Annotated in this window: 18 protein-coding genes; 7 read left to right on the top strand and 11 right to left on the bottom strand. The window is 71.5% G+C overall.

Features of this window, described 5'->3' with window-relative positions; all coding sequences use genetic code 11:
• Window positions 1–16 precede the first annotated feature (16 nt).
• The 3 genes from ACXET9_RS08040 to ACXET9_RS08030 form a co-directional block, all read right to left on the bottom strand.
• Entirely contained in the window at window positions 17–1,255 is a 1,239-nt protein-coding gene (locus ACXET9_RS08040; protein WP_457885998.1) for an amidohydrolase, read from the bottom strand.
• Window positions 1,256–1,257: 2 nt separating this feature from the next.
• Window positions 1,258–2,052 (bottom strand): NUDIX hydrolase, encoded by a 795-nt coding sequence (locus tag ACXET9_RS08035; RefSeq protein ID WP_457885997.1) that lies wholly within the window; start codon window positions 2,050–2,052, stop codon window positions 1,258–1,260.
• A 108-nt stretch (window positions 2,053–2,160) separates the two neighbouring features.
• Entirely contained in the window at window positions 2,161–3,417 is a 1,257-nt protein-coding gene (locus ACXET9_RS08030; protein WP_457885996.1) for an MFS transporter, read from the bottom strand.
• 149 nt (window positions 3,418–3,566) lie between these two features.
• On the opposite strand from ACXET9_RS08030, the gene ACXET9_RS08025 reads away from it, so the two are divergent.
• Entirely contained in the window at window positions 3,567–4,619 is a 1,053-nt protein-coding gene (locus ACXET9_RS08025; RefSeq protein WP_457885995.1) for a LacI family DNA-binding transcriptional regulator, read from the top strand.
• A 94-nt stretch (window positions 4,620–4,713) separates the two neighbouring features.
• On the opposite strand, the gene ACXET9_RS08020 is transcribed toward ACXET9_RS08025, so the two are convergent.
• Window positions 4,714–6,384, bottom strand: coding sequence for an alpha-N-arabinofuranosidase (locus ACXET9_RS08020; protein WP_457885994.1), 1,671 nt, complete (start codon window positions 6,382–6,384; stop codon window positions 4,714–4,716).
• A 218-nt stretch (window positions 6,385–6,602) separates the two neighbouring features.
• Here ACXET9_RS08020 and ACXET9_RS08015 point away from each other — a divergent pair, with 218 nt between their 5' ends.
• Window positions 6,603–7,538, top strand: a complete 936-nt coding sequence (locus ACXET9_RS08015) for an aldo/keto reductase (protein ID WP_457885993.1) — start codon at window positions 6,603–6,605, stop codon at window positions 7,536–7,538.
• 142 nt (window positions 7,539–7,680) lie between these two features.
• On the top strand, window positions 7,681–8,751 hold the full coding sequence (locus ACXET9_RS08010; protein WP_457885992.1) for a Gfo/Idh/MocA family protein: 1,071 nt from the start codon (window positions 7,681–7,683) through the stop codon (window positions 8,749–8,751).
• Window positions 8,752–8,797: 46 nt separating this feature from the next.
• On the opposite strand, the gene ACXET9_RS08005 is transcribed toward ACXET9_RS08010, so the two are convergent.
• A complete protein-coding gene (locus ACXET9_RS08005; protein WP_457885991.1) occupies window positions 8,798–9,301 on the bottom strand; it encodes an MmcQ/YjbR family DNA-binding protein in 504 nt (167 codons plus the stop codon).
• A 176-nt stretch (window positions 9,302–9,477) separates the two neighbouring features.
• Here ACXET9_RS08005 and ACXET9_RS08000 point away from each other — a divergent pair, with 176 nt between their 5' ends.
• On the top strand, window positions 9,478–11,034 hold the full coding sequence (locus ACXET9_RS08000) for a hypothetical protein (RefSeq protein WP_457885990.1): 1,557 nt from the start codon (window positions 9,478–9,480) through the stop codon (window positions 11,032–11,034).
• Between the two features lie 124 nt (window positions 11,035–11,158).
• Entirely contained in the window at window positions 11,159–11,791 is a 633-nt protein-coding gene (locus ACXET9_RS07995; RefSeq protein ID WP_457885989.1) for a hypothetical protein, read from the top strand.
• A gap of 51 nt (window positions 11,792–11,842) precedes the next feature.
• Here the strand turns inward: ACXET9_RS07995 and xylB are convergent, their stop codons facing one another.
• Together xylB and xylA are read right to left on the bottom strand one after the other, a co-directional pair.
• Window positions 11,843–13,231: a xylulokinase gene (gene xylB, locus ACXET9_RS07990; RefSeq protein ID WP_457885988.1), complete on the bottom strand. Its 1,389-nt coding sequence runs from the start codon at window positions 13,229–13,231 to the stop codon at window positions 11,843–11,845.
• A 153-nt stretch (window positions 13,232–13,384) separates the two neighbouring features.
• Window positions 13,385–14,578 carry a xylose isomerase gene (xylA, locus tag ACXET9_RS07985; RefSeq protein ID WP_457885987.1) on the bottom strand — a complete coding sequence of 398 codons (1,194 nt, stop codon included), beginning with the start codon at window positions 14,576–14,578 and terminating at the stop codon, window positions 13,385–13,387.
• 244 nt (window positions 14,579–14,822) lie between these two features.
• Here xylA and ACXET9_RS07980 point away from each other — a divergent pair, with 244 nt between their 5' ends.
• Window positions 14,823–16,028, top strand: a complete 1,206-nt coding sequence (locus tag ACXET9_RS07980) for an ROK family protein (protein WP_457885986.1) — start codon at window positions 14,823–14,825, stop codon at window positions 16,026–16,028.
• A 165-nt stretch (window positions 16,029–16,193) separates the two neighbouring features.
• On the top strand, window positions 16,194–17,192 hold the full coding sequence (locus ACXET9_RS07975) for a LacI family DNA-binding transcriptional regulator (protein WP_457885984.1): 999 nt from the start codon (window positions 16,194–16,196) through the stop codon (window positions 17,190–17,192).
• Window positions 17,193–17,338: 146 nt separating this feature from the next.
• Here ACXET9_RS07975 and ACXET9_RS07970 read toward each other — a convergent pair whose 3' ends face one another.
• From ACXET9_RS07970 to ACXET9_RS07955, 4 genes are all read right to left on the bottom strand, one after another.
• The gene (locus ACXET9_RS07970) at window positions 17,339–19,138 is read right to left on the bottom strand and encodes an ABC transporter substrate-binding protein (RefSeq protein ID WP_457885983.1); all 1,800 of its coding nucleotides are present in this window, start codon (window positions 19,136–19,138) and stop codon (window positions 17,339–17,341) included.
• Between the two features lie 26 nt (window positions 19,139–19,164).
• Window positions 19,165–20,118 (bottom strand): carbohydrate ABC transporter permease, encoded by a 954-nt coding sequence (locus ACXET9_RS07965; protein WP_457885982.1) that lies wholly within the window; start codon window positions 20,116–20,118, stop codon window positions 19,165–19,167.
• Window positions 20,119–20,131: 13 nt separating this feature from the next.
• The gene (locus ACXET9_RS07960; protein WP_457885981.1) at window positions 20,132–21,130 is read right to left on the bottom strand and encodes an ABC transporter permease; all 999 of its coding nucleotides are present in this window, start codon (window positions 21,128–21,130) and stop codon (window positions 20,132–20,134) included.
• 555 nt (window positions 21,131–21,685) lie between these two features.
• Window positions 21,686–22,297, bottom strand: a complete 612-nt coding sequence (locus ACXET9_RS07955; RefSeq protein WP_457885980.1) for a DUF624 domain-containing protein — start codon at window positions 22,295–22,297, stop codon at window positions 21,686–21,688.
• Window positions 22,298–22,523 lie beyond the last annotated feature (226 nt).

Genomic DNA, 22,523 nt, shown 5'->3' with positions numbered 1-22,523 from the left:
TCCACGGATCGGGGCGTCACGCTGTGCCCAGCGCGGCGCCGGCGCGTCGGACGGCGGCGCGGAGGTCGTCGTCGGCCGCGACGGAGCGGATGATCCAGGCCATGGCGCGGGCGGCGTCGTCCATCAGGGCGAAGGCCTCGGGGCGCAGGGAGGCGGCGGCGAAGCCGGTGGTGTGCAGGGCGTCGGCGACGCCGGGGATGCCGACGAAGGGGTGCAGCGCGGGCACGCGGCGGGACACGTTGCCCATGTCGGTGGAGGCGGCCATGATCCCGAGGGATCCGGCGAGGGGTCGGCCCAGCTGGACCATGGCGTCGTTCCAGAGGCGGCCGAGGGTCTCATCCTGCGTGAGCGGCTCGTAGGTCGGCTCCGACGCCTCGATCGTGATCTCGCAGCCGGCTGCGAGGGCGCCCGCGCGCAGGCAGTCGAACATCCGCTCCCGCAGGGTCTCGAACTCGTCCATCGTCAGGGCCCGGCACTCGGCGTCGACGACGGCGGTCTCGGGGACGATGTTCGTGACGCCGTCCTGCTGGGGGACGAGGGCCATGCGCTGGCCGTCCTTCATCCGCTGGCGCAGGAGCCCGGCGGCGACCTGCGCGACGACGGCCGCGTCGTTCGCGTTGATCCCGTCGGCCGGGTTCGCGGCGGCATGGGCGCCGCGGCCGGTGTACGTCGCGCGCCAGCGGCCGACGGCCTGGCTGGTCGAGCCGAGGACGTCGTAGGTGCCGGTCTCGCCGACAGCATGGGTCATCAGCGCCAGGTCGACGCCGTCGAAGACCCCGGCGTCGATCAGCAGCTGCTTGCCGCCGCCGTGCTCCTCCGCGGGCGTGCCGATGACCACCAGCTCCAGGTCCAGCGCCTCCCCTGCGACGTCGGCGGCGTCGAGCTGCTCGGCGAGCGCGAGGGCCGCGCCGAGGGAGGAGCCGGCGATGAGATGGTGCCCGCAGCCGTGGCCGACGCCGGGCAGGGCGTCGTACTCCACGCACAGCGCCGCCGTGAGCGAGCCGCTCCCCCGCCGCGCCCGGAACGCCGTGCCGATGCCCCCGACGGGATGCTCGACCGTGAAGCCGGCGAGCTCGAGCAGGTCGATGCAGCGGGAGGCCGCGCGATGCTCGGCGAAGGACAGCTCGGGATCGGCGTGGATCGCGCGCGCGAGGTCGTGGATCTCGAGGCGGCGTGCGGCGTAGGCCGCGGAGATCCGCTCCATGGCGGGGTCGGTCGGCGCAGCGTTCGTCGGCGCGGAGGCGGGGTCGGTCATCGTCAGTCGCCCGAGCGCAGCAGCGGCGGGTTCAGGCCCGTGCCCTCGCCGGCCCGGTAGAGGCGGGCGGGGCGCCCGCCCGTCGGCGCTGCGAGCCGGCCGAGGTCCTCGACGAAGCCGGGGCTGCGGGTGGCCTTGCGGTGGAAGTTCCCGGCGTCGAGGGTGCGCCCCCAGACGATCTCGTACACGCCCCGGAGCTGGGAGATCGTGAACTCCTCGGGCAGGAAGGTGACCGCGAGGGTCGTGTACTCGAGCTTCCCGCGGGCGCGCTCGACGGCGCACTCGAGCACCTCTGCGTGGTCGAAGGCGAGGGTGTCCTCGCCGATGTCCTCGAGCGCCCACCAGCGGGCGTCGGCGACGCCGTCCCCGCGCTCGGGGTCGGGGAGGTCCGCGCCGAGGGCCATGAAGGCCACCGAGACGACGCGCCCGCGGGGGTCGCGCCCGGGGGTGCCGAAGGTGCGCACCTGCTCGACGTGCACGGCGTTGGCGCCGAGGGAGGCCTCGTCGGCGAGGACGCGGTCGGCGGCCTCCAGGAGGTCCTCCTCGAGGCCGACGAAGCCGCCGGGCAGCGCCCAGCTGCCCTGGAAGGGGTCGTCGTGGCGCTGGATGAGGAGGACGCTGAGTCGGCTGTCGCGGATCGTGAGGATGATCAGGTCGACCGCGACGGCGATCGGGATGAGCGCCGCCGGAGCGGCGGGAGCGGCGGAGGTGTCGGGAGAGGCGAGGGTGTCGGGAGAGGCGGGGGCGTCGGCACGGGCTGAGCTGTCGGCGTCGTCAGGGCGGGCCACGGTGTCCATACGGCCACCCTAGGCTCCGCAGGGCCGCCGACGGAGGAGGCTGGCGCAGGACCGCCACAGAATGTTCATCTCTGACAGGAAGTGCCCGTCGGCCCGCGCCCGCCGCGCTCAGTCGCGCACGGCCGCCAGATGCCACGCCCACAGGGCCGCGCCGACGACCGCGAAGCCGAGCGCCGTGAGCCCGTAGGTCAGCAGCGAACCGCCGACGAGCGGCGTGACCACGCCCGCGAGCAGGGCGTTCAGCACGAGCGAGAAGAAGGTGCCGAGCGACGCCGCGGCCCCGCGCTCGTGCGGGAACAGGTCCAGCACCTCGAGCTGCAGGGGCGCGAAGATCAGCGACACCGCGAAGGCGATCAGCATCGGGCCGACGACGAGCGGGAGCAGATGCCAGCCGATCGTCCCGTCGGGCGTCGGCGCCACGACCACGAGCAGCACGTTCAGCGCGGCCGTCGCGATCGCGCCGACGAAGCCGATCGAGATCAGGCGCGCCCGCGGGATCGTGTCCGCGGCCCGGCCGACGATCCAGGAGCCCGCCAGCACGCCGAGGATCAGCGGCACGAACAGCACCCAGAAGTCGCGCTCGCCGAGGCCCAGCAGGCGCACCACGAAGATCGATGCGCCGGCGATGAACAGGAACTGCGCGGCGAAGCCGAAGGCCGAGGCGGTGGCGATCCGCAGCATCACCGGCGAGCGCCCCACATGCAGCAGGGAGCGCAGGATCGCGCCGACGTGCAGGGGCGTGCGCTGGTCCTTCGGGAGCGTCTCCGGCAGCAGGGCCGTCAGCACGAGCACGACGATCCCGTAGAGGCCGACGCCCGCGAACACCCAGCGCCAGCCGCCGAGCAGCAGCAGCCAGCCGCCGATGATCGGCGCGATCGCGGGGGCGACGGAGAAGATCATCATGACGCGGGCCATGAGCCGCTGCGCCTCGGCGCCGGAGAACATGTCGCGGATGACGACGCGGGAGACGATCGTGGCGGCACCGGCGCTCATGCCCTGCAGGACCCGCAGCAGGATCAGCCCCCCGAGGCTCGGTGCGAGCACCGAGCCGAGCATGCCGATGAGGTAGATCGTGAGCCCGCCGATCATCACCTTCTTGCGCCCGAGGGCATCCGACAGCGGCCCGTGGAGCACGGACATGACGGCGAAGGCCGCGAGATACGCGGAGACCAGCTGCTGGAGGGCGACCTCGCCGCTGCCGAACTCTTCCCCGATGCGGGAGAAGGCGGGGAAGACGGTATCGATCGTGAAGGGGCCGATCATCGCCAGGGCGGCGAGCGTCAGGGTGATCCGCGCGCCGGCGCGGGAGGACCCGGGCGCGGGCTGCGGCGAGGGCGAGGCGGGGGCGGGAGAGGAGGAGGGCACCCGATCGATCCTAGGCTCCGACCTCCCTGGATGGCCCGGCGGGCTGCCTGTTGCCGTCGGATGCGGTCGGGGCCGGGCCCGCCCCGGCCCGGACGGCCCGGCTATCATCGCGGGAGCCGTTCCGTCCGCCCCGAGGAGGCCCCCGCACGATGTCGAGCAAGCGGGACGCCCAGCGCGACGCGACGACGCGGGAGCCGACGATGCGGGACGTCGCCCGGGAGGCGGGCGTGTCGACGATGACGGTCTCCAACGTCCTCAACGACCGCCCCCATGTCCGCCCCGAGACCCGCGACCGCGTGATGACGGCGGTCGCGGCGCTGGGATACCGCCTGAATACCGCGGCCCGGGAGCTGCGGCAGGGGCGCTCGGGGATCATCGCGCTCGCGGTCCCCGACGTCAGCCCGTTCTTCGAGTCGCTGCTCGCGTCGCTGGTCGCGGAGCGGGTGGAGCGCGCCGGCTACGGCTTCGTCCTGGAGGTCACGAGCCATCGCCGCGAGGGCGAGCTCGACGCGATCGCGCGGTCCCTCCAGCGCAGCTACGACGGCCTGCTGATCCACTCCTCGCATCTCACCGAGGCGGACCTCGAGCGGGTCCGCGGCCAGCAGGCCGTCGTCGTCCTCTCCGAGCGCGAGTACGACATCGACTTCGACCAGGTCATGCTCGAGAACGAGGAGGGCGGGCGCCTCGCCGGCGCGCATCTGGCCGAGGTCGGCTGCCGCCGCCCCGCGATGCTCGGCGGCCGCGACGGCGACTACCCGCATGTGGACCTGCTGTCCACGCGCACGCGCGGCTTCCGCCGCGCCCTCGCCGAGCACGACCTCCCCGATGAGCCGGGGACCGTGCTGCAGGCCCCGTTCTCCCTCGAGGGCGGGCGCACGGGCACCCACGCGCTGCTCGACGCCCGCCCCGACACCGACGGGATCTTCTGCGTGACCGACGTGCTCGCGCTCGGCGCCCTCCGCGCCCTCCACGAGCGCGGGCTCTCGGTCCCCGAGCAGGTCAAGCTCGTCGGCTTCGACGGCCTCGAGATCGGCCGCTACTGCTCGCCCTCGCTCTCCTCGATCGCCCCCGACCATGCGGGCATGGTCGACTCCGCCCTGGACATGCTCCTGGCCCGCCTGCGCGGCGAGCGCGCGCCGGACGAGTTCCGTCGTCGGACGATCGGCCTGACGCTCGACCGGCGCGAGTCCACCGGCGGCTGACCCGGCCGACGGACGTCCGTCGGCCGGGCTCGCCCGTCGGCCGGGCCCGCCCGTCGGACCGCCGGAGCCGCAGCCGCCGACGGTCCGACGCCGCTCAGACGAGGTCGAGGCTGATCGTCGCGTAGGAGTGCGCGGGCAGGTCCACCTCGAGGCCGCGCGCATGGGCGCGCACCCCGGTGAGCTCGCGCGGGGCGACCGCCTCGGGCTGCTCGGGGGTGTTGTGCGCGTCGGTGCTCTCCGCCGTCAGGACGAGGGCGCGATGCCCGGCGACCTCGCGGCCGCGCAGGTCCAGCACGACCGTCCGCGGGGCGGAGGCGTCGAGGTTCGACAGCGAGACCAGCGCCGTGGAGCCGTCGGCCCGCACCGAGGCCGAGGCGGACAGCAGCGGCAGCGGCCGGCCGTCGACGACGGGGACCTCGCCCGGCAGGGCGACGTGCACCGGCAGCGCGGAGGCGTCGTGGTGGCCGGCGTTCATCGCGAACACGTGGTAGGTCGGGGTGAGGACGAGCGCCCCGGTCTCCTCGTCGGTCAGGATCATCGCCTGCAGCACGTTCACCGTCTGCGCGATGTTCGCCATGATCAGGCGGCCCGCATGGCGGTGGAAGGCGTCGAAGTGGATCGAGGCGACGAGGGCGTCCCGCAGGCTGTTCTGCTGGTACAGGAAGCCGGGATTGGTGCCGGGCTCGACGTTCCACCAGGTGCCCCACTCGTCGAGCACGAGACCGACCTTGCGGTACGGGTCGTGGCGGTCCATGACCGTGGAGTGGCGGGCGAGGAGCTCGTCGATCCGGGAGGCGCGCGCGAGCGCGAGGTACCACTCGTCCTCGCTGAAGCCGGTCGCATCCCCCTTGTCCGACCAGGGACCGGTCATCGTGTAGTAGTGCAGGGAGATCGCCTGATAGGGGCCGGCATCGCCCTCGGGGCCGCGGGCGAGGCCGTCGCCGAAGGCACCCATGAGCGCCTCGGTCCAGGCCAGGTCGCCGTCGCTCGCGCCGGCCGCGATGCGGGTGACCTTGTTGCCCGCGTGATCGCGCACGAAGGTCGAGTACTGCCGGGCGAGCGCCGTGTAGTCCTCGGCGCGCATGTTGCCGCCGCAGCCCCAGGACTCGTTGCCGATGCCGAAGAACGGGACCTTCCACGGCTCGTCGCGGCCGTTCGCGCGGCGCAGCGCCGCCATCGGGGAGTCGTCGGCGCGGGTCAGATACTCGATCCACTCCGACATCTCCTGCACGGTCCCCGAGCCGACGTTCCCGTTGACGTACGCCTCGGTGCCCAGCAGCTCGACGAGGTCCATGAACTCGTGGGTGCCGAAGGAGTTGTCCTCCACCACGTCGCCCCAGTGGGAGTTCACCATCCGCGGACGCTCCTCGCGCGGGCCGATGCCGTCCTTCCAGTGGTACTCGTCGGCGAAGCAGCCGCCCGGCCAGCGCAGGTTCGGGATGCTGAGCGCCCTCAGCGCCTCGACCACGTCCGCGCGGATCCCCCGCACGTTCGGGATCTCCGAGTCCTCGCCGACGAAGAAGCCGCCGTAGATGCAGCGGCCGAGATGCTCGGCGAAGTGGCCGTAGAGGTGGCGGCTGATGGTGTCGCCGGGCAGATCGAGGTCGACGACGACCACGGGATCCGCGCCGTCGGCCGCCGGGGCGGTCGCGGTGGCGGCGTCGGCGTCGGCGGCGGCGGCGGCGGGCGCAGAGTCGGGCGCGGCGCCCGACCCGAGGGCGGAGACCAGGGCGGTGGTCAGGGTGCGGCGGCGGTTGGCGGTCATGGAGGCTCCTCGCTGAGCGGTGGTGGGGGGCGACGGTCCGGGGGCGGTCGCCCGGAACGGTCGTCGCAGGGCAACGGTCGGATCCATCGCCGCCCCACAGTATGTATCGATACAGAAGCCTTGTCGAGGGGGATCCGAGGGGGATCCGCCGACTCCTCCGCGACGGGCATAGGCTTGCTCCCGGCCCGATCGGTCCCCACTCTCCGCAGGAGCCCGCGATGAAGCAGTTCACCATGCCGCACACCGACATCACCGCCCCCAACGTGGTGCTGGGCCTGATGCGGATCGCCGAGAAGTCCGACGAGGAGATCCGCACCCTCGTGCGCACCGCCCGCGACGCCGGCATCGACTTCCTCGACCACGCCGACATCTACGGCGGCGAGCTCCATCGCTGCGAGGAGCGCTTCGCCGAGGCCCTGGACCTCTCCCCCTCCGAGCGCGACCGGGTCACGATCCAGACCAAGGCCGGCATCGTCCCCGACGGCCCGTACTTCGACTACTCCTACGAGCACCTCATCGAGTCCGTCGAGGGCTCCCTGCGGGCGCTGCGCACCGACCGCATCGACATCCTGCTGCTGCATCGGCCCGACGCGCTCGTCGAGCCCGAGGAGGTCGCCCGCGCCTTCGACGAGCTGCGCGCCGCCGGGAAGGTCCGCCACTTCGGCGTCTCCAACCACACCCCGCACCAGATCGCCCTGCTGCAGAAGCACCTGGACCAGCCGATCGTCGCCAACCAGCTGCAGCTGTCGATCACGCACTCGACGATCGTCGCCCAGGGCATCGCCTCGAACATGCAGGGCAGCGACCAGTCGATCGTCCGCGACGGCGGCGGCATCCTCGACTTCTGCCGCCTCCACGACATCACCGTGCAGGCCTGGTCGCCCTTCCAGGCGCGCTTCTTCGACGGCGTCTTCCTCGGCCACCCCGACTACGCCGAGCTCAACGCCGTCGTCGACCGCCTCGCCGCGAAGCACGACGTCGCCCCCGAGGCCATCGCGACCGGCTGGATCACCCGCCACCCCGCATCGATGCAGGTCGTGCTCGGCACGACGACCCCGCAGCGCGTCGTCGACGCCGCCGCGGGCTCCGAGCTGCCGCTCACCCGCCCCGAGTGGTACGAGCTGTTCCGCGCCGCCGGATGGCTCGTGCCCTGAGGCCCGCCACCAGGGCAATCACCGGCATCCGCTCCCCCGTCGACCGGGAACGCGCGACGATGGACGGCGACACGAGCACGGCAGCACCCGCACCATCCAGAAGCATGCAGTCGCATCGCCGCGACGAGGAGGACGACCGACCATGACGAACCGACGCATCGGACTGGTGGGCTGCGGAGACGTCTCCGTGGTGCACCTCGAGGCCATCCGCGCGATCGACGGCCTCGAACTCGTGGGCGTCGCCGACGCCGACCCGGCCGTCGCCGAGCGCGCGGCCGCCGAGCTCGGGGTCCCGGCCTTCACGAGCACCGAGGAGCTCCTCGCCGGTGCCTCCCCCGAGGCGATCCACGTGACGACCCCGCACCATCAGCACGTCGGCCCCTCGATCGCCGCGCTCGAGGCGGGAGTGCACGTGCTGCAGGAGAAGCCGATCGCGCACACCCTCGAGGAGGGCCAGCGCCTCGTCGACGCCCTCGCCGCGGCGAGCACCGCCAGCGCGGCGAGCGCATCGGGCTCCGTCGGCGCCGCGGGCGGGCGCGCCCCGAAGGTCGGCATCTGCTTCCAGAACCGGTACAACCGTGCGAGCCAGGAGCTGAAGGCCCTGCTCGACAGCGGCGAGCTGGGCGCGGTCCGCGGCGCCTGGGCGTCGGTCGTCTGGACGCGGACCGCAGACTACTACCGGGCGAAGCCCTGGCGCGGCACCTGGGACGGGTCCGGCGGCGGACTCCTCATCAACCAGGCGATCCACACCCTCGATCTGGTGCAGTGGCTCGTCGGCCCCGTCGAGACGACCGACGGCCGGGTCTCCACCCGTCGCTTCGGCGACGTCATCGAGGTCGAGGACACCGCCGAGCTGCTCCTGCATCACGCCGACGGCGTCGACACCACCTTCTACGCGACCCTCACCGCGCCGCAGAACCGTCCCGTGGAGATCGAGCTGACCTGCGAGAACGCCTCGGTGGAGCTGCGCAGCGGACGCGGCGGCGGGCTCACGATCCGCTGGGCCGACGGCCGGGTCGACACCCTCTCCGACCTCGCCCTCGCCGCTGGCGGGCGCTCCTACTGGGGCGTCTCCCACCAGCTGCTGATCCAGGACTTCTACGAGCGCCTCGACGAGCCCGAGCCCTTCTGGATCGGCCCCTCGGACGCGATGGCGTCGCTGCGGATCCTCAAGGACGCCTACGCGAACAGCGGGTACGGGCCGACGGCCTGACGGACCGGCGCGACGAGGCCGAGGGCCGGGCGCGCCGCGCGGCGGCTCATGCCTGCATGTCGGGCGCGTCGGGCGCGGCGGGCGCGGCGGGCGCGTCGGGCGCGGCGGGCGCCTCGGGCGCCTCGAAGGTCTCGGGGTCGATGGGCCGACGGGCCCGCGGCAGCGCGGCGACGACGAGACGGTAGGAGTCGGTGACGAGCTCCTCCAGGAGCGTCGCGTCGAGGCGGTCGCGGCCCTGCGCGGCGCCGTCGATCGCCCAGGTGCCGTCGCCCCGATCCGCTTCGAGCGTGATCCAGTGGCGCTTGTTCATGTGATAGCCGGGGCTGATGCCGATGACGTTCTCGCGGAGCATCCGGGCGTCGTCGGGGTCGGCCTTGAGCACGAGGATCGGCCGTCCGTGCCGCTCCGTGACCAGCAGGAAAACCTTCCCGAGCACTTTCAGGACCTCGGCCTCCGGACCGAAGGGCCGCTCCGAACGGGAGGCGGGCAGGGCGAGGGCGCGCTCGAGGGCGAGCTCGTGCAGCTCGTCCTCGCGGATCGTCGTGGCCATGGTGCGTCCTCCCGCGATGCGGTGCTCGAGCGCCCGGGAACGGCGGCGCCCGGACCACTCTGCCACAGGACGCCGTTGACACCTCCGCCCTCCTGCATCAGACTGGCCGCCACCCGAGTAACCGGTTACTTGCTTCCCGGCCGCCCATCGACGTGCTCCCCGGAAAGGACCATCCCATGCGTTCTGCATCCTCCCGCTCGACCCGCTCCGCCCGCTCGCTCCCCGCGCCCTCCGGGCCCCGGCGCGCGCTGTCCCGGCGCTCGCTGCTCGCCGGCGGGGCCGCCGCCGCGGGCGCCCTCGGCCTCGCCGCCTGCGGCGGGACCTCGGGCGGCACCTCGTCGTCCTCGGCCCTGTCCTGGACGGCGATGCTGCACACGCCCACCACGCCCGACGCCTCCGGGCCGATCATGACGGCGCTGCTGGAGCACGTCGGCGACGACTTCGGCTTCCAGTGGGTGCCCGACGCGTCCAAGGAGGAGAAGATCAACGCCTCCTTCGCCTCCGGCGCGATCGCCGACATCACGACGCTGAACCAGCTGGTCATGCCGTCCGTCCGCGAGCCCCTCGCCTCGGGCCTGTTCTGGGACGTCGAGGAGCACCTCGCCGACTTCGAGCACCTCAGCGCGATCGACCCGCGGATCATCGAGGCCGCGAAGCTCGACGGGAAGCTCTACGGCGTCCCCTACCAGCAGACGATGGCCCGCTACGGCGTGCTCGTGCGCCAGGACTGGCTCGACGAGCTCGGCCTCGAGGTCCCCCATACGATCGACGCCCTCGGGGAGGTCGCCCAGGCCTTCGTCGAGGAGAACCCCGGCGGCTCCGTCGAGTCCGCCATCAGCGACCGCGCCGAGAGCTTCCAGTGGGGCTTCCCCGAGTTCGCCGGCTACTTCGGGGCCGGCGCCTTCTTCGAGCTCTCGGAGGACGACCGCATCGTCCCCTCCTTCACCACCGACGCCTACAAGGAGGCGATGGCCTGGTACCGCGACGCGTACTCCAAGAAGTGGATCAACCAGGAGTTCGTGACGCTGCAGAAGCAGAACCAGGAGCAGGCGATCGCCCAGCACAAGGCCGGCATCGTGTTCACGGCCCTGTTCTCCGCCTCCGGCTACATCCGCACCGCGCAGTCCATCGATCCCGGCACCGAGGTCGAATGGGCGCTGATCAACGACATGACCTGGCAGGACGTCCCTCGCCGGATCGTCTCGGACACGGGCGGCGGCATGGGCGGCCTGATGAGCATGTCCACCCAGTCCCTGAAGTCCGAGGACGACCTCCGCCGGGCCCTCGCCCTCATCGACGCGCTCTCCGACGAGACCAGCTACGGCCTGATGACCAACGGCATCGAGGGCACGCACTTCGCCTTCGACGCCGACGGCGCCGTCGAGATCATCGACCAGGCCGCCTGGGAGACCGACGTCCAGCCCTACGCCGCCTCCCGCCCCGCGACCTACACCGACCTGTTCACCTCGTCCGACCCCTACGCGAACCTCGCCAACGAGCTCATGGCCGAGAACGACGAGTACGCCGTCACCAACATCGCCCAGTCCCTGACCTCCCCGACCTACGACGCCTCCTGGGCCACGATCGAGCAGACGGTCATGGACGCCTGGAACCAGTACGTCGTCGGCCAGATCGACATGGGCGGCTACGAGGACGTCCTCGCCGCCGTCGCCGCCCAGGGCATGGACGACGTCATCGCCGAGTACACCGACGCCTACGCCGAGACCCTCTGAGCCGCGGGCCGACGGACGGGGCGGGCGGCTACTGGCAGGTGGGCCGGGTGCGCCCGGCCCACCTGCCCGTGCGCACGACATCCGCAGGACACCGCATCCGGGGCCGAGCATCCAGGGTCAGGGCATGACCCGCATCGCCGTCGTGGCGGGCGTCGCCGTCGTCCCGACGTCGTATCACCGGGACGCGGAGTCCGTCGGCCGCGCCCTCGCCCGGTCCGCCGCAGAGGCCACCGCGGGGACCGTCCCGCATGTCGTCCTCAAGCCGACCGTCGGCGCGGGCTCCCAGCTCGTCGGGCTCCATGCGGCCGACGACCCCGCCGCGCTCGACCTTGCCCGCGAGATCCTCGCGACCGGGGCCGACGTCATTCTGCAGCCCGAGGTCGCCGAGCTCAGCGAGGGCCGCGAGAAGGCGCTCTACGCGATCGACGGACGCTTCACCCACGCGATCGCCAAGGGCGCTCTGCTCGCGCGCGGCGGCGGCCTGCGGGGCGGCACCTATCGCGAGGATCCGCAGGTCGTCAGCGCATCCGCCGCGGAACGGGCCTTCGCCGAGGAGGTGCTGCGGACGGTCGCCGCCCGCACCGGCCTGCCGACGCCGCTCTATGCGCGGATCGGCACGGTCGATTCCGCCGCGCACGGGCTCGTGCTGCTCGAGGCCGAGCTCTTCGAGCCCCTGTTCAACCTGCCGCTCGTGCCCGAGGTCGCCGACGTCTTCGCGCAGGCGATCCTGGCGCGGGCCGAGCTCCCGCAGGGCTGACGGCGCAGGTCGCCGCCGACCGACGCATCGGCCGGCGGCGACCTCGCGCGGTCACCAGCCCTCGGTGCGATCCTTCAGCGCGCGGTACGCCTCGAGCACCTGCGGGGTGGGCTCGCCGCCGACGACGATCGAGCCGGAGACCTCCCAGGCCGGGGGCTCCTCGGTGCCCGCGAGCGCCCAGGCGGCCTGGCGGGCCGCGCCGAGGGCGACGTACTCGCCAGCCGGGGCGATCGTGACCTCGCGGCCGAAGATGCCGGGGGCGAGCTGCTGCACGGCGAGGCTGCGGGCGGCGCCGCCGATGAGGGTGATGCGGGCCGGCTCGGTGCCGGTGGTCTCCTGCAGCGCGGCGATGCCGTCGGCGAGGGAGCACAGCAGGCCCTCGACATAGGCGCGGGCCAGGTCCTCGCGGGTGGTCGCGGTGGACATGCCGGTGAGGGTCGCGCGGGCGTCGGGCCGGTTCGGGGTGCGCTCGCCGTCGAAGTACGGCAGCAGCGTCACGCCGTTCGCGCCGGGCACGGAGCCGAGCGCGAGGCGGGAGAGCTCGTCGTGGTCCACGCCGAGCAGGGCGCGGGCGGCCTCGAGGATGCGGGAGGCGTTGATCGTCGTGGTCATCGGCAGGAAGCGGCCGGTGGCGTCGGCGAAGCCGGTGACGGTGCCGCTCGCGTCGCCGGGGCGCCCGTCGGACACCATCGCGCACACGCCCGAGGTGCCGATCGAGACGGAGACGTCGCCGGGGCCGAGGGAGAGGCCGAGGGCGGCGCCCATGTTGTCGCCCGTGCCGGCGGCGATCGCGGCGCCCGAGGCGGTGCGCGCCATGACCTCGTTCGGCGCCTTCGGCAGGCGCGGGAGGTCGAGGGAGCGGCCGAGGGCGAGCTCGACGAGCTCGGGCTTCCAGGCCTCCTCACGGGTCGAGTAGTAGGCGGTGCCGGAGGCGTCGCCGCGGTCGGTGAAGGGCGTCGTGCCCTGCTCCGCGAGATGGAGGGAGACGTAGTCGTGGGGCAGCAGCACGGAGCGCGCACGAGCGGCGTTCTCGGGCTCGGCATCGCGCACCCAGCGCAGCTTGGAGGCGGTGAAGGAGGCGACCATGAGGCTGCCGATCTCGGCGACGCTGGCCTCGGGGCCGCCCATCTCCTCGATCAGCGCGGCGGCCTGCGGCGCGGAGCGGGTGTCGTTCCACAGCAGCGCATCGCGCACGACCTCGCCGTCCTCGTCGAGGAGGACCATGCCGTGCTGCTGACCGCCGACGGCGACCGCGTCGGCCTTCTCCAGCAGCGGGCCGGCGGCCTCGTCGACCGCGGCCAGCCAGGAGCGGGGATCGACCTCGGTGCCGTCGGGATGCGAGGCGCGGCGCTCCTCGAGGACGGCACCGGTCTCGGCGTCGACCAGGAGGGCCTTGGTGGACTGGGTGGAGGAGTCGATGCCGAGGACCGTGGGAGCCATCAGGGCGTCCTTTCGAGCGGAGCAGAGCGGAGCGGAGGGGTGCGGCGAGGCGGAGGGGCGGAGCGGGGCGCGTCGGAGACGCGGGGCGCGGACGGCCCTGCGGATCCGGCATCCGTGGAGGGAGGCCGGACGCGCAGGGCCGTCCGCGTGGGCTCAGGCGCGGAAGCCGAGCAGGTGCTGCAGCGCGAGCTGGTGCAGGCGCACGAAGCCGTAGTTGCGCTCGCCGGCCTTGTCCGCGTCGAACTCCTCGAAGGAGGAGCGGTCGGCGAGGAGGTCGGCGAGGGTCTCGCCCTCGGCGATGGTCGGCTCGGCGAGCTCGCCGATGCCGGAGTACGCGAGCGCCTCCTGGACCTCGGGGTCCTGGCGGTAGGCCACTGCGCGCTCCTTGAGCATCAGGTACATCTCCATGTTGGCGGCCGCGGAGTCGTACTGGCCCTTCTCGTGCTCGGTGCGCGAGGGCTTGTAGTCGAAGTGGCGGGCGCCCTCGTAGGCGCCGGGCTTCGACGGGAAGCCGTTCTCGAGGAGGTCGACGGTGAAGAAGGCGCTGATGAGGTCGCCGTGGCCGAAGACGAGGTCCTGGTCGTACATCGGGCCGTGCTGGCCGTTGAGGTCGATGTGGAACAGCTTGTCGGCCCACAGGGCCTGGGCGAGGCCGTGCGTGTAGTTCAGGGTGGCCATCTGCTCGTGGCCCGTCTCCGGGTTGATGCCGACGATGTCGCCGTGCTCGAGCTGCTCGATGAAGGCCAGGGCGTGGCCGACGGTCGGCAGGAAGATGTTGCCGCGGGGCTCGTTCGGCTTCGGCTCGAGGCCGATGCGCAGGTCGTAGCCCTTGTCCTTGATGTAGCCGGCGACGGTGTCGATGCCCTCGGCGTAGCGCTGGTGCGCGGCGAGCAGGTCCTTGGAGCCGTCGTACTCGGAGCCCTCGCGGCCGCCCCACATGACGAAGGTGGTCGCGCCCAGCTCGGCGGCGAGGTCGACGTTGGCGAGCACCTTGCGCAGGCCGAAGCGACGCACGGAGCGGTCGTTGGAGGTGAAGGCGCCGTCCTTGAAGACGGGGTGGGCGAAGGTGTCGGTCGTGACCATCTCGATCACGAGGCCGGTCTCGTCGGTGGCCTTCTTCAGCTCGCCGAGGATGCGCTCGCGCTCGGCGGGGGTCGCGTCGAACGGGATGATGTCGTTGTCGTGGAACGTGAAGCCCCAGGCGCCGAGCTCGGCGAGCTTGGTGATGTGGGCGGTCAGGTCCAGCGCCGGGCGGCTCGCGAGGCCGAACTGGTCCCGGGCCTCCCAGCCCGTGGTCCAGAGGCCGAAGGAGAACTTGTCCTCGCGGGTGGGGGTGGGTGCGGTCATGGTGAGCGCTCCTTCATCGGATCGTCGTGATGGTCGTCGGGCCGACGACGGAGCAGCTCCGCACCGGTCCCCCGACACGGTCCCGCCGACACGACGGCACCGTTAGTAAGTTTCCGTTACTAATCTAATCGTGGGAAGCTGTCCCGCACAAGTCCTTCCCCGCCCTCCGTTTCCGCGGATCCTCCCGCGGGTCCCCCGCCGTACCGCCGCAGCCCGCCCGCCGAGCAGAAGGAGGCCACCCGCCTTGCAGTCCACGCACCTGCGCGAGCACAACCTCTCGGCGATCCTCACCGCCCTCGCCTCCGCCGCCGTCCCCGACGCCGCCCCGCTCTCGCGCGCGAGCCTCGCCAAGCGCACCCGGCTGACCAAGCCGACCGTCTCCAAGCTCGTCGAGGAGCTGGTCGCGGCCCATCTGGTCCAGGAGGGCGCCCCGATCTCCGGCGGCGCCGGGCGTCCGATGGTCCCGCTCCAGCCGGCCTCCGGCACGCTGCTCGCGGTCGGCCTCGAGGTCGCGGCCGACCACGTCTCCTGCCTCGGCATCGACCTCGCCGGCGGCGAGCTCGCCCTGCGCACCGAGTACCTGCGGGTGACCTCCTCGTCGGCCGACGAGGCGATCGCGCTCGCGGCGCGCCTCGTCGGCGAGGTCCGGGCGGAGGCCTGCGCGGCCGCCGGGCGCGAGCTGCCCGTCGTCGGCGTCGTCGCCGCGATCCCGGGCCGCATCGCCCCCGGCGACGGCCGGGTCCTCTCCGCCCCGAACCTCGACTGGACCGAGGTCCCGTTCGTCGGCCGCCTCGAGGAGCACCTCGACGCGCTCCTCGGAGCGCGCGACTGGCCGGTCAGCGCGCAGAACGACAACCGCCTCAGCGTCCTCACCGAGATCGACCTGCGCCCCGGGGAGTCCTTCGTCTACGTGCGCGGCTCCACGGGCGTCGGCGGCGCCGTCGTCCTGGACGGCGCGCTGCTCGCGGGCGTCCACGGCTGGGCCGGCGAGTTCGGGCACATGGTCGTCGAGCCCGGCGGCGCGCTGTGCCGCTGCGGCCGCCGCGGCTGCCTCGAGGCCTACATCTCCTACCATGCGCTGCTCGAGCGGGCCGGGCTCGGGGCCGACGACGTGCGCATCGAGGACCTCGTCGCCGAGCTCTCCCGCCGCTCCGACCGCGCCGAGGTCGTCGGCATGATCGGCCGCTCGCTCGGGCTCGCGCTCGCCAACGCCCTGAACGTGCTGGACCTGTCGACCGTCGTGCTCTCCGGCTATCTCGCCCCGATCGCCGACGAGCTCGTGCCCGTGGTCCGGGCGACCGTCGAGGCGCATGCGCTGTCGGCCGACGCCGGCCCCGTCCTCGTCGAGAGGTCCGATGGGCTCGCCGATCCGGCCCTGCGGGGCGCGGCCCGCGCGGCCCTGCAGCCGGTGTTCGACGCTCCCGGCAGCTGGATCCCCCGACCCGGCTGAGCCTCCGGCCGACGATTCCGGTCGGCGGAATCGGCGCCCGCGCAGACCTCCGACCATCCACAATGGACGCAGGCGATCCCCGGCCGCATGCCCGTCCGCGACCGACGACGACCCCAGCGATGATGCAGCCCGGCCTCGCACCGGGAGGACCGACAGGACACCACGATGGCCACGATGACCGACATCGCCCGCGAGGCGGGGGTCTCCCTCAGCACCGTGAGCTACGCCCTCAGCGGCAAGCGCCCGATCTCGGACGCCACCCGCCAGCGCGTGCAGGCCGCGATCGAGCGCCTCTCGTACCATCCGACGGCCGCCGCGCGGGCGCTGGCCCTGCAGAAGACCCAGATGCTGGGTGTCGCGGTGCCGCAGAACGAGGACGTCGACGACCACGTGATCATGGAGTTCGTCAGCTCGATCCTCTCCGCCGCCCATGAGCACGACTACGACATCCTGCTGGTCGCGGCCGAGGATCATGCCCGCACGCTGCGGGTCGTCGACGAGGGCAAGGTCGACGCGATGATCGTCATGGACCTCGTCGAGGACGATCCGCGCGTGGCCTCCCTCGCGAAGCTCACCCGGCCCGTGGTGCTGATCGGCTACCCGCGCGCCTCGGGCGGACTCGCCCGCGTCGACTTCGACTTCCTGCTCGGCGCGCAGACCGCGGTGAGCGAGCTCGTCGAGCGCGGCGCCGAGCGGATCGCGTTCGTGACCTCCCCGTACTCGGAGGACGGCCGCGTCCCCACCTACGCCCGCCGCTCCCGCCTGGGCTACGCCCTGGCCTGCCGCGAGCTGGACCTCGAGGAACACATCCTGGAGATCGGCGCCTCCCCCGAGGATTCCCTCGCGCTGGTCCGCGACGAGCTCCTGGACGGGAACCGCTTCGACGGTCTCGTCGTGCACCACGAGCCGGCGCTGCCCCACCTCGGCCGCGCGGTCGCGACCCTCGGCGCCGACGTGCCCGGTGACGTGCAGGTCGTCGCGATCGCCCCGGAGGACGTCGCCGTCAACGGCCCCTGGTCGGTCTCCGGCATCGACCTCCCCATCGCGACCATCGGCCGCAGCGCCGTGACGATGATCCTCGAGCAGATCGACGATCCCGGCACCGTCCCGCATTCGCGCCTGCTCAGCCCCCGCTTCATCGCCCGCGGCACCACCCGGGGCTGAGCGCGGCCGGCGCGCCGGACCAGGCCGCGCACAGCAGAGAGCGCCGTCCCCCGGGTTCGGGGGACGGCGCTCTCGTCGGCTGTGCCCGGTCGGGCACCCGCAGAGGCGGGCACCCGCAGTGGCGGGCGCCCGACCGAGGCGGCGGATCAGCCGTACTGCTCGGCGATCTCCTGGCGGAGGGCGTCCTGGTCCTTGGCGTTCTGCATGTCGACCTCGAGGACCTTCTGGAAGCCGAGGCCGTCGGCGGTGGACTGCAGGGACTCGAGCAGCGAGTCGAACTCGCTCTCGCTCGAGGCGAAGGCCATCTTCCAGGAGGCCGTGACGATCTCGGACTTCACCTGGTTGCGGATGGTCTCGACCTCGGAGGAGTCCTCGGGAGCCACGTAGGAGGCACCCGGCGCGACGGCGAGCTTCTCGTTCGAGGTCAGGTACTCCATCGTGGTCTGCGCGCCGCCCATCTGCGCGGCCCAGTCCTCGGTCAGCGGGTTGGCGACCGAGTCCAGGTAGGTCTCCCACATCTTGAAGTTGTAGGGGTAGCCCGTGTCCGGGTTCAGGTCGTTGCCGAGCACCGAGGTGACGTTCAGCCAGGAGACGCCGTCGAGGTAGTTGCCGCCGCCCCACTCGTCCGGCACCGCCGCGGCCTCGCCGCTGAGCAGCGCCTGGCGGCCGAACTCGTTCAGCTCGGGCAGGCCGTCGGCGTTGAGGTCCCAGGTCAGGCCCTGGGGGCCGGCGGCACCCATGGTCTGGCTCGAGTTGGCGTTCACGCCGTCGGGCGAGTAGAGCCAGTCGATCATGGCGGCCGCGCGCTGCTGGTCCGCGGCATCGGCGCCGACGGCGAAGACCTGCGAGCCGCCGTAGATGGACGCGCCGTAGGAGAAGATGTTCATGTCCTGCAGCGGCGCGATCATGAAGCCCTTGCCCGCGGCCATGTTCGACTCGGTGTTGAAGGCGGTCTGGCCCTGCCAGGGCCAGAACGAGAACAGCACCTGGCCGGCCTGCATCTTCGCGTACAGGGTGTCGTAGTTCTGCGTGGTCGACTCGGGGTCGACGATGCCCAGCTGGTTGGCCTCGTAGAACCAGCGCAGCACGCGGACGTACTCGCCGTCGGAGTCGAGGATCGACTGGTAGTCGGAGCCGTCGTTGCGGGCGAGGACGAAGCCGACCTCGTCGTAGCCGTAGAAGCAGGTGGGCTGCTTCGCGTTGTTCATCATGTTGCCGTCCCAGTCGGCGAACAGCGAGAGGCCGTAGACCTTCTTGCCGTTCTCCGCCGTCGGCTGCGCATCCTGCATGTCCTTGAGGACGGGCAGGAGGTCCTCGAGGGTGCCGATCTCGGGGTAGCCGGCCTCCTTGTAGAGGTCCCAGCGCAGGAACGGGCCGAAGGTCGGGTCGACGCCCTCGCTGGGCTCGGTCGGCTTGATCTCGGAGACCTGCGTCGGCAGCACGTAGATGCCGTCGTAGCTCTCGTTGATGTGCTGGACCGCGGCGTCGAAGCGCGGGGCGTGCTCCATGTTGGCGTAGTAGCCGGAGATGTCGGCCAGCAGACCGCCCTCGACCAGCTCGGTGGAGCGCTCGCCCACGTCGGTGACGATGAGGTCGCCGAGGTTCCCGGCCGCCACGCGGGTGTTGTACAGGGTGTCGCCGCCGCCGGCGACGTTCGGGGCGATGACGTTCAGCGTCGCGTTGAAGTTCTGGTCGATCATGTACCCGAACCAGCCGGGCTGCTCGCCCATCTGGTTGGCCAGGCCGTCGAAGACGTCCATGGTCCAGGCGTCGGCGTCGTCCCAGTTCTCGGGGAACGGGCCGGCCTCCTCGGCGCTGGGGGCGTCGCCGCCGTCGTTCGAGCAGGCGCTCAGTCCGAGGCCTGCCAGGGTCAGGCTCAGCCCGCCGCCGAGCAGCGATCGCCGCGAGGGACGACGGAGCGGGTTCTCATCGTTGAGAAGAGTCATGGTGCTTCCTTTCGAGGTGCGAGCACTCAGCCCTTGACGGCGCCGAGCATGATGCCCTTGACGAAGTAACGCTGGAACAGGGGATAGATGAAGAGGATGGGGAGGACCACGACGACCGCGACCGTCGTGCGGATCGATGTCGCCGTCTGCTGGGTGGCCGCGGCGGCGACGCCGCTGAGATTGCCGCCGGCCTGCTGAGCGGCCTGCGCGAGGCTGTCCGCCTGGTTGATGTACATGTACAGCAGGAACTGCAGCGTGTAGAGGCTCTGATCGGTGATGTAGATCAGGGTGTCCTGGAAGCTGTTCCACTGGGTCACGGCGGAGAAGATCGCGATGGTCGCCAGGATCGGCGTCATGTTCGGCAGGTAGATCTTGAAGAAGACCGTGAGGATCCCCGCGCCGTCCATCTCGGCGGCCTCCTGCAGCTCCTCCGGCATTCCCTCGACGAACGTCTTGACGAGGATGATGTTGAAGGGCTGCACGATGAGCGGAAGGATGTAGACCAGGAAGCTGTTGGTCAGCCCGAGGTTCTTCATGATGAGGAAGACGGGGATCAGGCCCGCGTTGAAGTACATCGTGATGATGACCGCGCGGTACCAGAGGGCGCGCTTCCAGAGCCGCTGCTGGGTGAACATGAAGCCGAGGTAGGCGGAGGCCAGGACCGTCGCGACGGTGCCGATGACCGTACGGGCCACGGACACGGCCGCGGCCTGGGGGAGGCCGGAGAGCTGGAACACCTGGCGGTAGTTGTCCAGGTGCATGCCCTGGGGCAGGAAGCGGATGTCTCCGAGGGCGGAGACGTCGTTCGCGCTGATCGAGTTGATGATCAGGTAGTAGAACGGGTAGCCGCAGACGAAGGCCATCAGGAGGAAGAGCGTGTAGTTCACGATCGAGAAGGGGATGTCCCCCTTCTCGCGCTGCATCGTGCGCTTCTTCCCGGAGGGCTTCGTGCTCGGGCCGTCGATGGTGGTGGTCGTCATCGTCATCTCCTCGTCAGACCAGCGAGACGCCGCGGACGCGCTTGGACAGGGCATTGACCGACAGCAGCAGGGCGACAGAGATGACGCTCTTGAGCATGCTGATGGCGGTGGCGAGCGACAGGTTGTTGCCTGTCATGCCGATGTTGTAGACGTACAGGTCCAGAACCTGGATCGTCTCCTTGTTGAAGGCGTTCTGGAACACGTAGTACTGCTCCATGCCGTTGTTGAGGATGTTCGCGATGGCGAGCATCAGGAGCACGAAGTAGGTGGGCAGCAGCTGCGGGACGGTGATGTGCCACATCACCTGGAAGCGCCCGGCGCCGTCCATCTTGGCCGACTCGTACAGGGACTGGTCGATGCCGGCGATCGCGGCGAGGTACATGATCGCGCCCCAGCCGACGCCCTTCCAGATGCCCCAGGCGGTCATCTTCAGCCAGGTGTGGTCCTCGCTGTCGAGGAACTTGATCGGCTCGGAGATCAGCCCCAGGTTGTCCAGGAGGCCGTTGACCATGCCGGTGGTGGAGAACATCGAGAAGGCGATCATGTAGACGAGCACCCACGAGATGAAGTTCGGGAGCGTCGTGATCGTCTGCACCAGGTTCTTGAACCAGGTCGCCTTGATCTCGTTGAGGAAGATCGCGAAGCCCAGCGGCAGGACCGAGGTGGCGATGCCCAGGAAGCTCATCGCCAGGGTGTTCAGCATGACCTGGCCGATCTGCTGCACCTGGGTGGGCGAGTTGACCAGCATCTTGAACCACTGCAGGCCGACGAACTCGCTGCCGGAGAGGCCGCGCGCCGGGCGGTAGTCGTACAGCGAGTAGATCCAGCCGTAGAGCGGGAAGTAGCTGAACAGGAACACCAGCACCAGGAACGGCACGATGGTCAGGAAGAGACCGAAGGACTGCTTGCGGTGCGGGGCGAGACCCCTCGGCTCGCCCTTCCGGCGGCCGCGCGGCGAAGCGCCCTCGTTCTCCGAGGCGACGACCGCCTCGACGTTGACGGGTGCTGCCATCAGTATCGACCTCCTCGGTCGACGCCCCGATGGGCGCGTGCTTCTGCTAGGTCCACTCCGCACTCCCTCGTGGGTCCGTGTTCGCTGCTGAGGGGGCGCACTCCGACGTCCGCCACCTTTTGTTAACCCCAGACACTAAAGATGACAGCCCTCCGCGTCAAGGTTTCGACGAAGCGCTTCGATAACGGTTTAGGCACGGGCGGCCCCCGCAGAGCCTCGCGCCATGGCGAGAGCCACATGAAAAGCGTCGATGACCTGCGGCGTCACCAGGGGGCATCAGCGACCGACGGGTGCTTGAGAGCGCGATCATCCGGGTTCCGCGATGCGGACGAGCGTCTCGCGGGATCAGCCTCCGGGAGGCCTCGGGGCGGCCGTCAGAGCGCCGTCGGGGCGCCGACGGACGGGCTCCGCACCCCGTCGGCGCACCCCGTCGGCGCCCACCGGGACGCGCCCACCCGGACGTACCCTCTCGGCGCGCTCGACGGCCCGCCCGGGGCGCCCGCCGGGCGTTCCGGGGCGGCCCGGCAGGAGGCGACGCCCAGCGGGAGGAGGCGCTCAGAAGCTCGCGTCGTAGCGCTTGAACATCGAGCGCCAGATGAGCGCGCAGAAGAAGGCGCCGACGGAGAAGCCGATCGTCAGCATGATCCACAGGAACCCCGGCATGACGATCATCAGCGCCAGCAGGGTGACGGGGATCAGCACGACGCCCATGGTCCGCAGCGGCTCGGCGCCGGGCAGCAGCAGAGCGTTCTTGACGGTGCGACGCCAGGGGGCGTCGAAGGCCGCGACGAGGGCCATGGAGTGCATCAGCGCGGCGAAGAAGTAGACCGCTCCCAGCGCGCTGACCAGCAGTCCCATGAGCGAGAGGGTGCCGCCGACGGAGTACCAGAAGCGGGCCGCGAAGAGCAGCAGCAGCGCCGGGATCCCGAGCGCCAGGAAGGCCGGCGTGGCCCGTCGGAAGTTCTTCCACCAGGCCGAGAAGTAGTCGAGCAGCGGCCGACCGCGCTCATGATCGGCGAAGCGCAGGTTCACCTCGATGAGCGCGCTCAGGGAGGTCCCGATCGTGAGGATCGGGATGCAGGTCAGGAGGAAGAGGATGTTCAGCAGGATGAAGCCGACGAAGCTGTTCAGCCCCTGGATCGCCCGGCTCTCGAGGTTGATGCTCATTGCTGTTCGTTCCTCCTGGTCGCGCGGCGACGAGAGGGGCGGGCACCGGAGCCCGGCGCGGACAGGGGGCGGCCGCCGTCCGTCGTCGCATGCATGGGCGCAGTCTGGCACGGGCGCCCGGGAGCCTGCGGTGGCCATATGGCACCTCTCATCGACCATGCGGCGACACCTGGTGGTCATCCGGCGACGCCCGGCACTCGTCGTCCGACGCCCGCCGGGCCGCCAG

Source organism: Brachybacterium netajii (SeqCode), from assembly GCF_054114245.1.
Note: the sequence above shows the minus strand (reverse complement) of the source record. Positions and strands in the feature narration are given on the sequence as shown.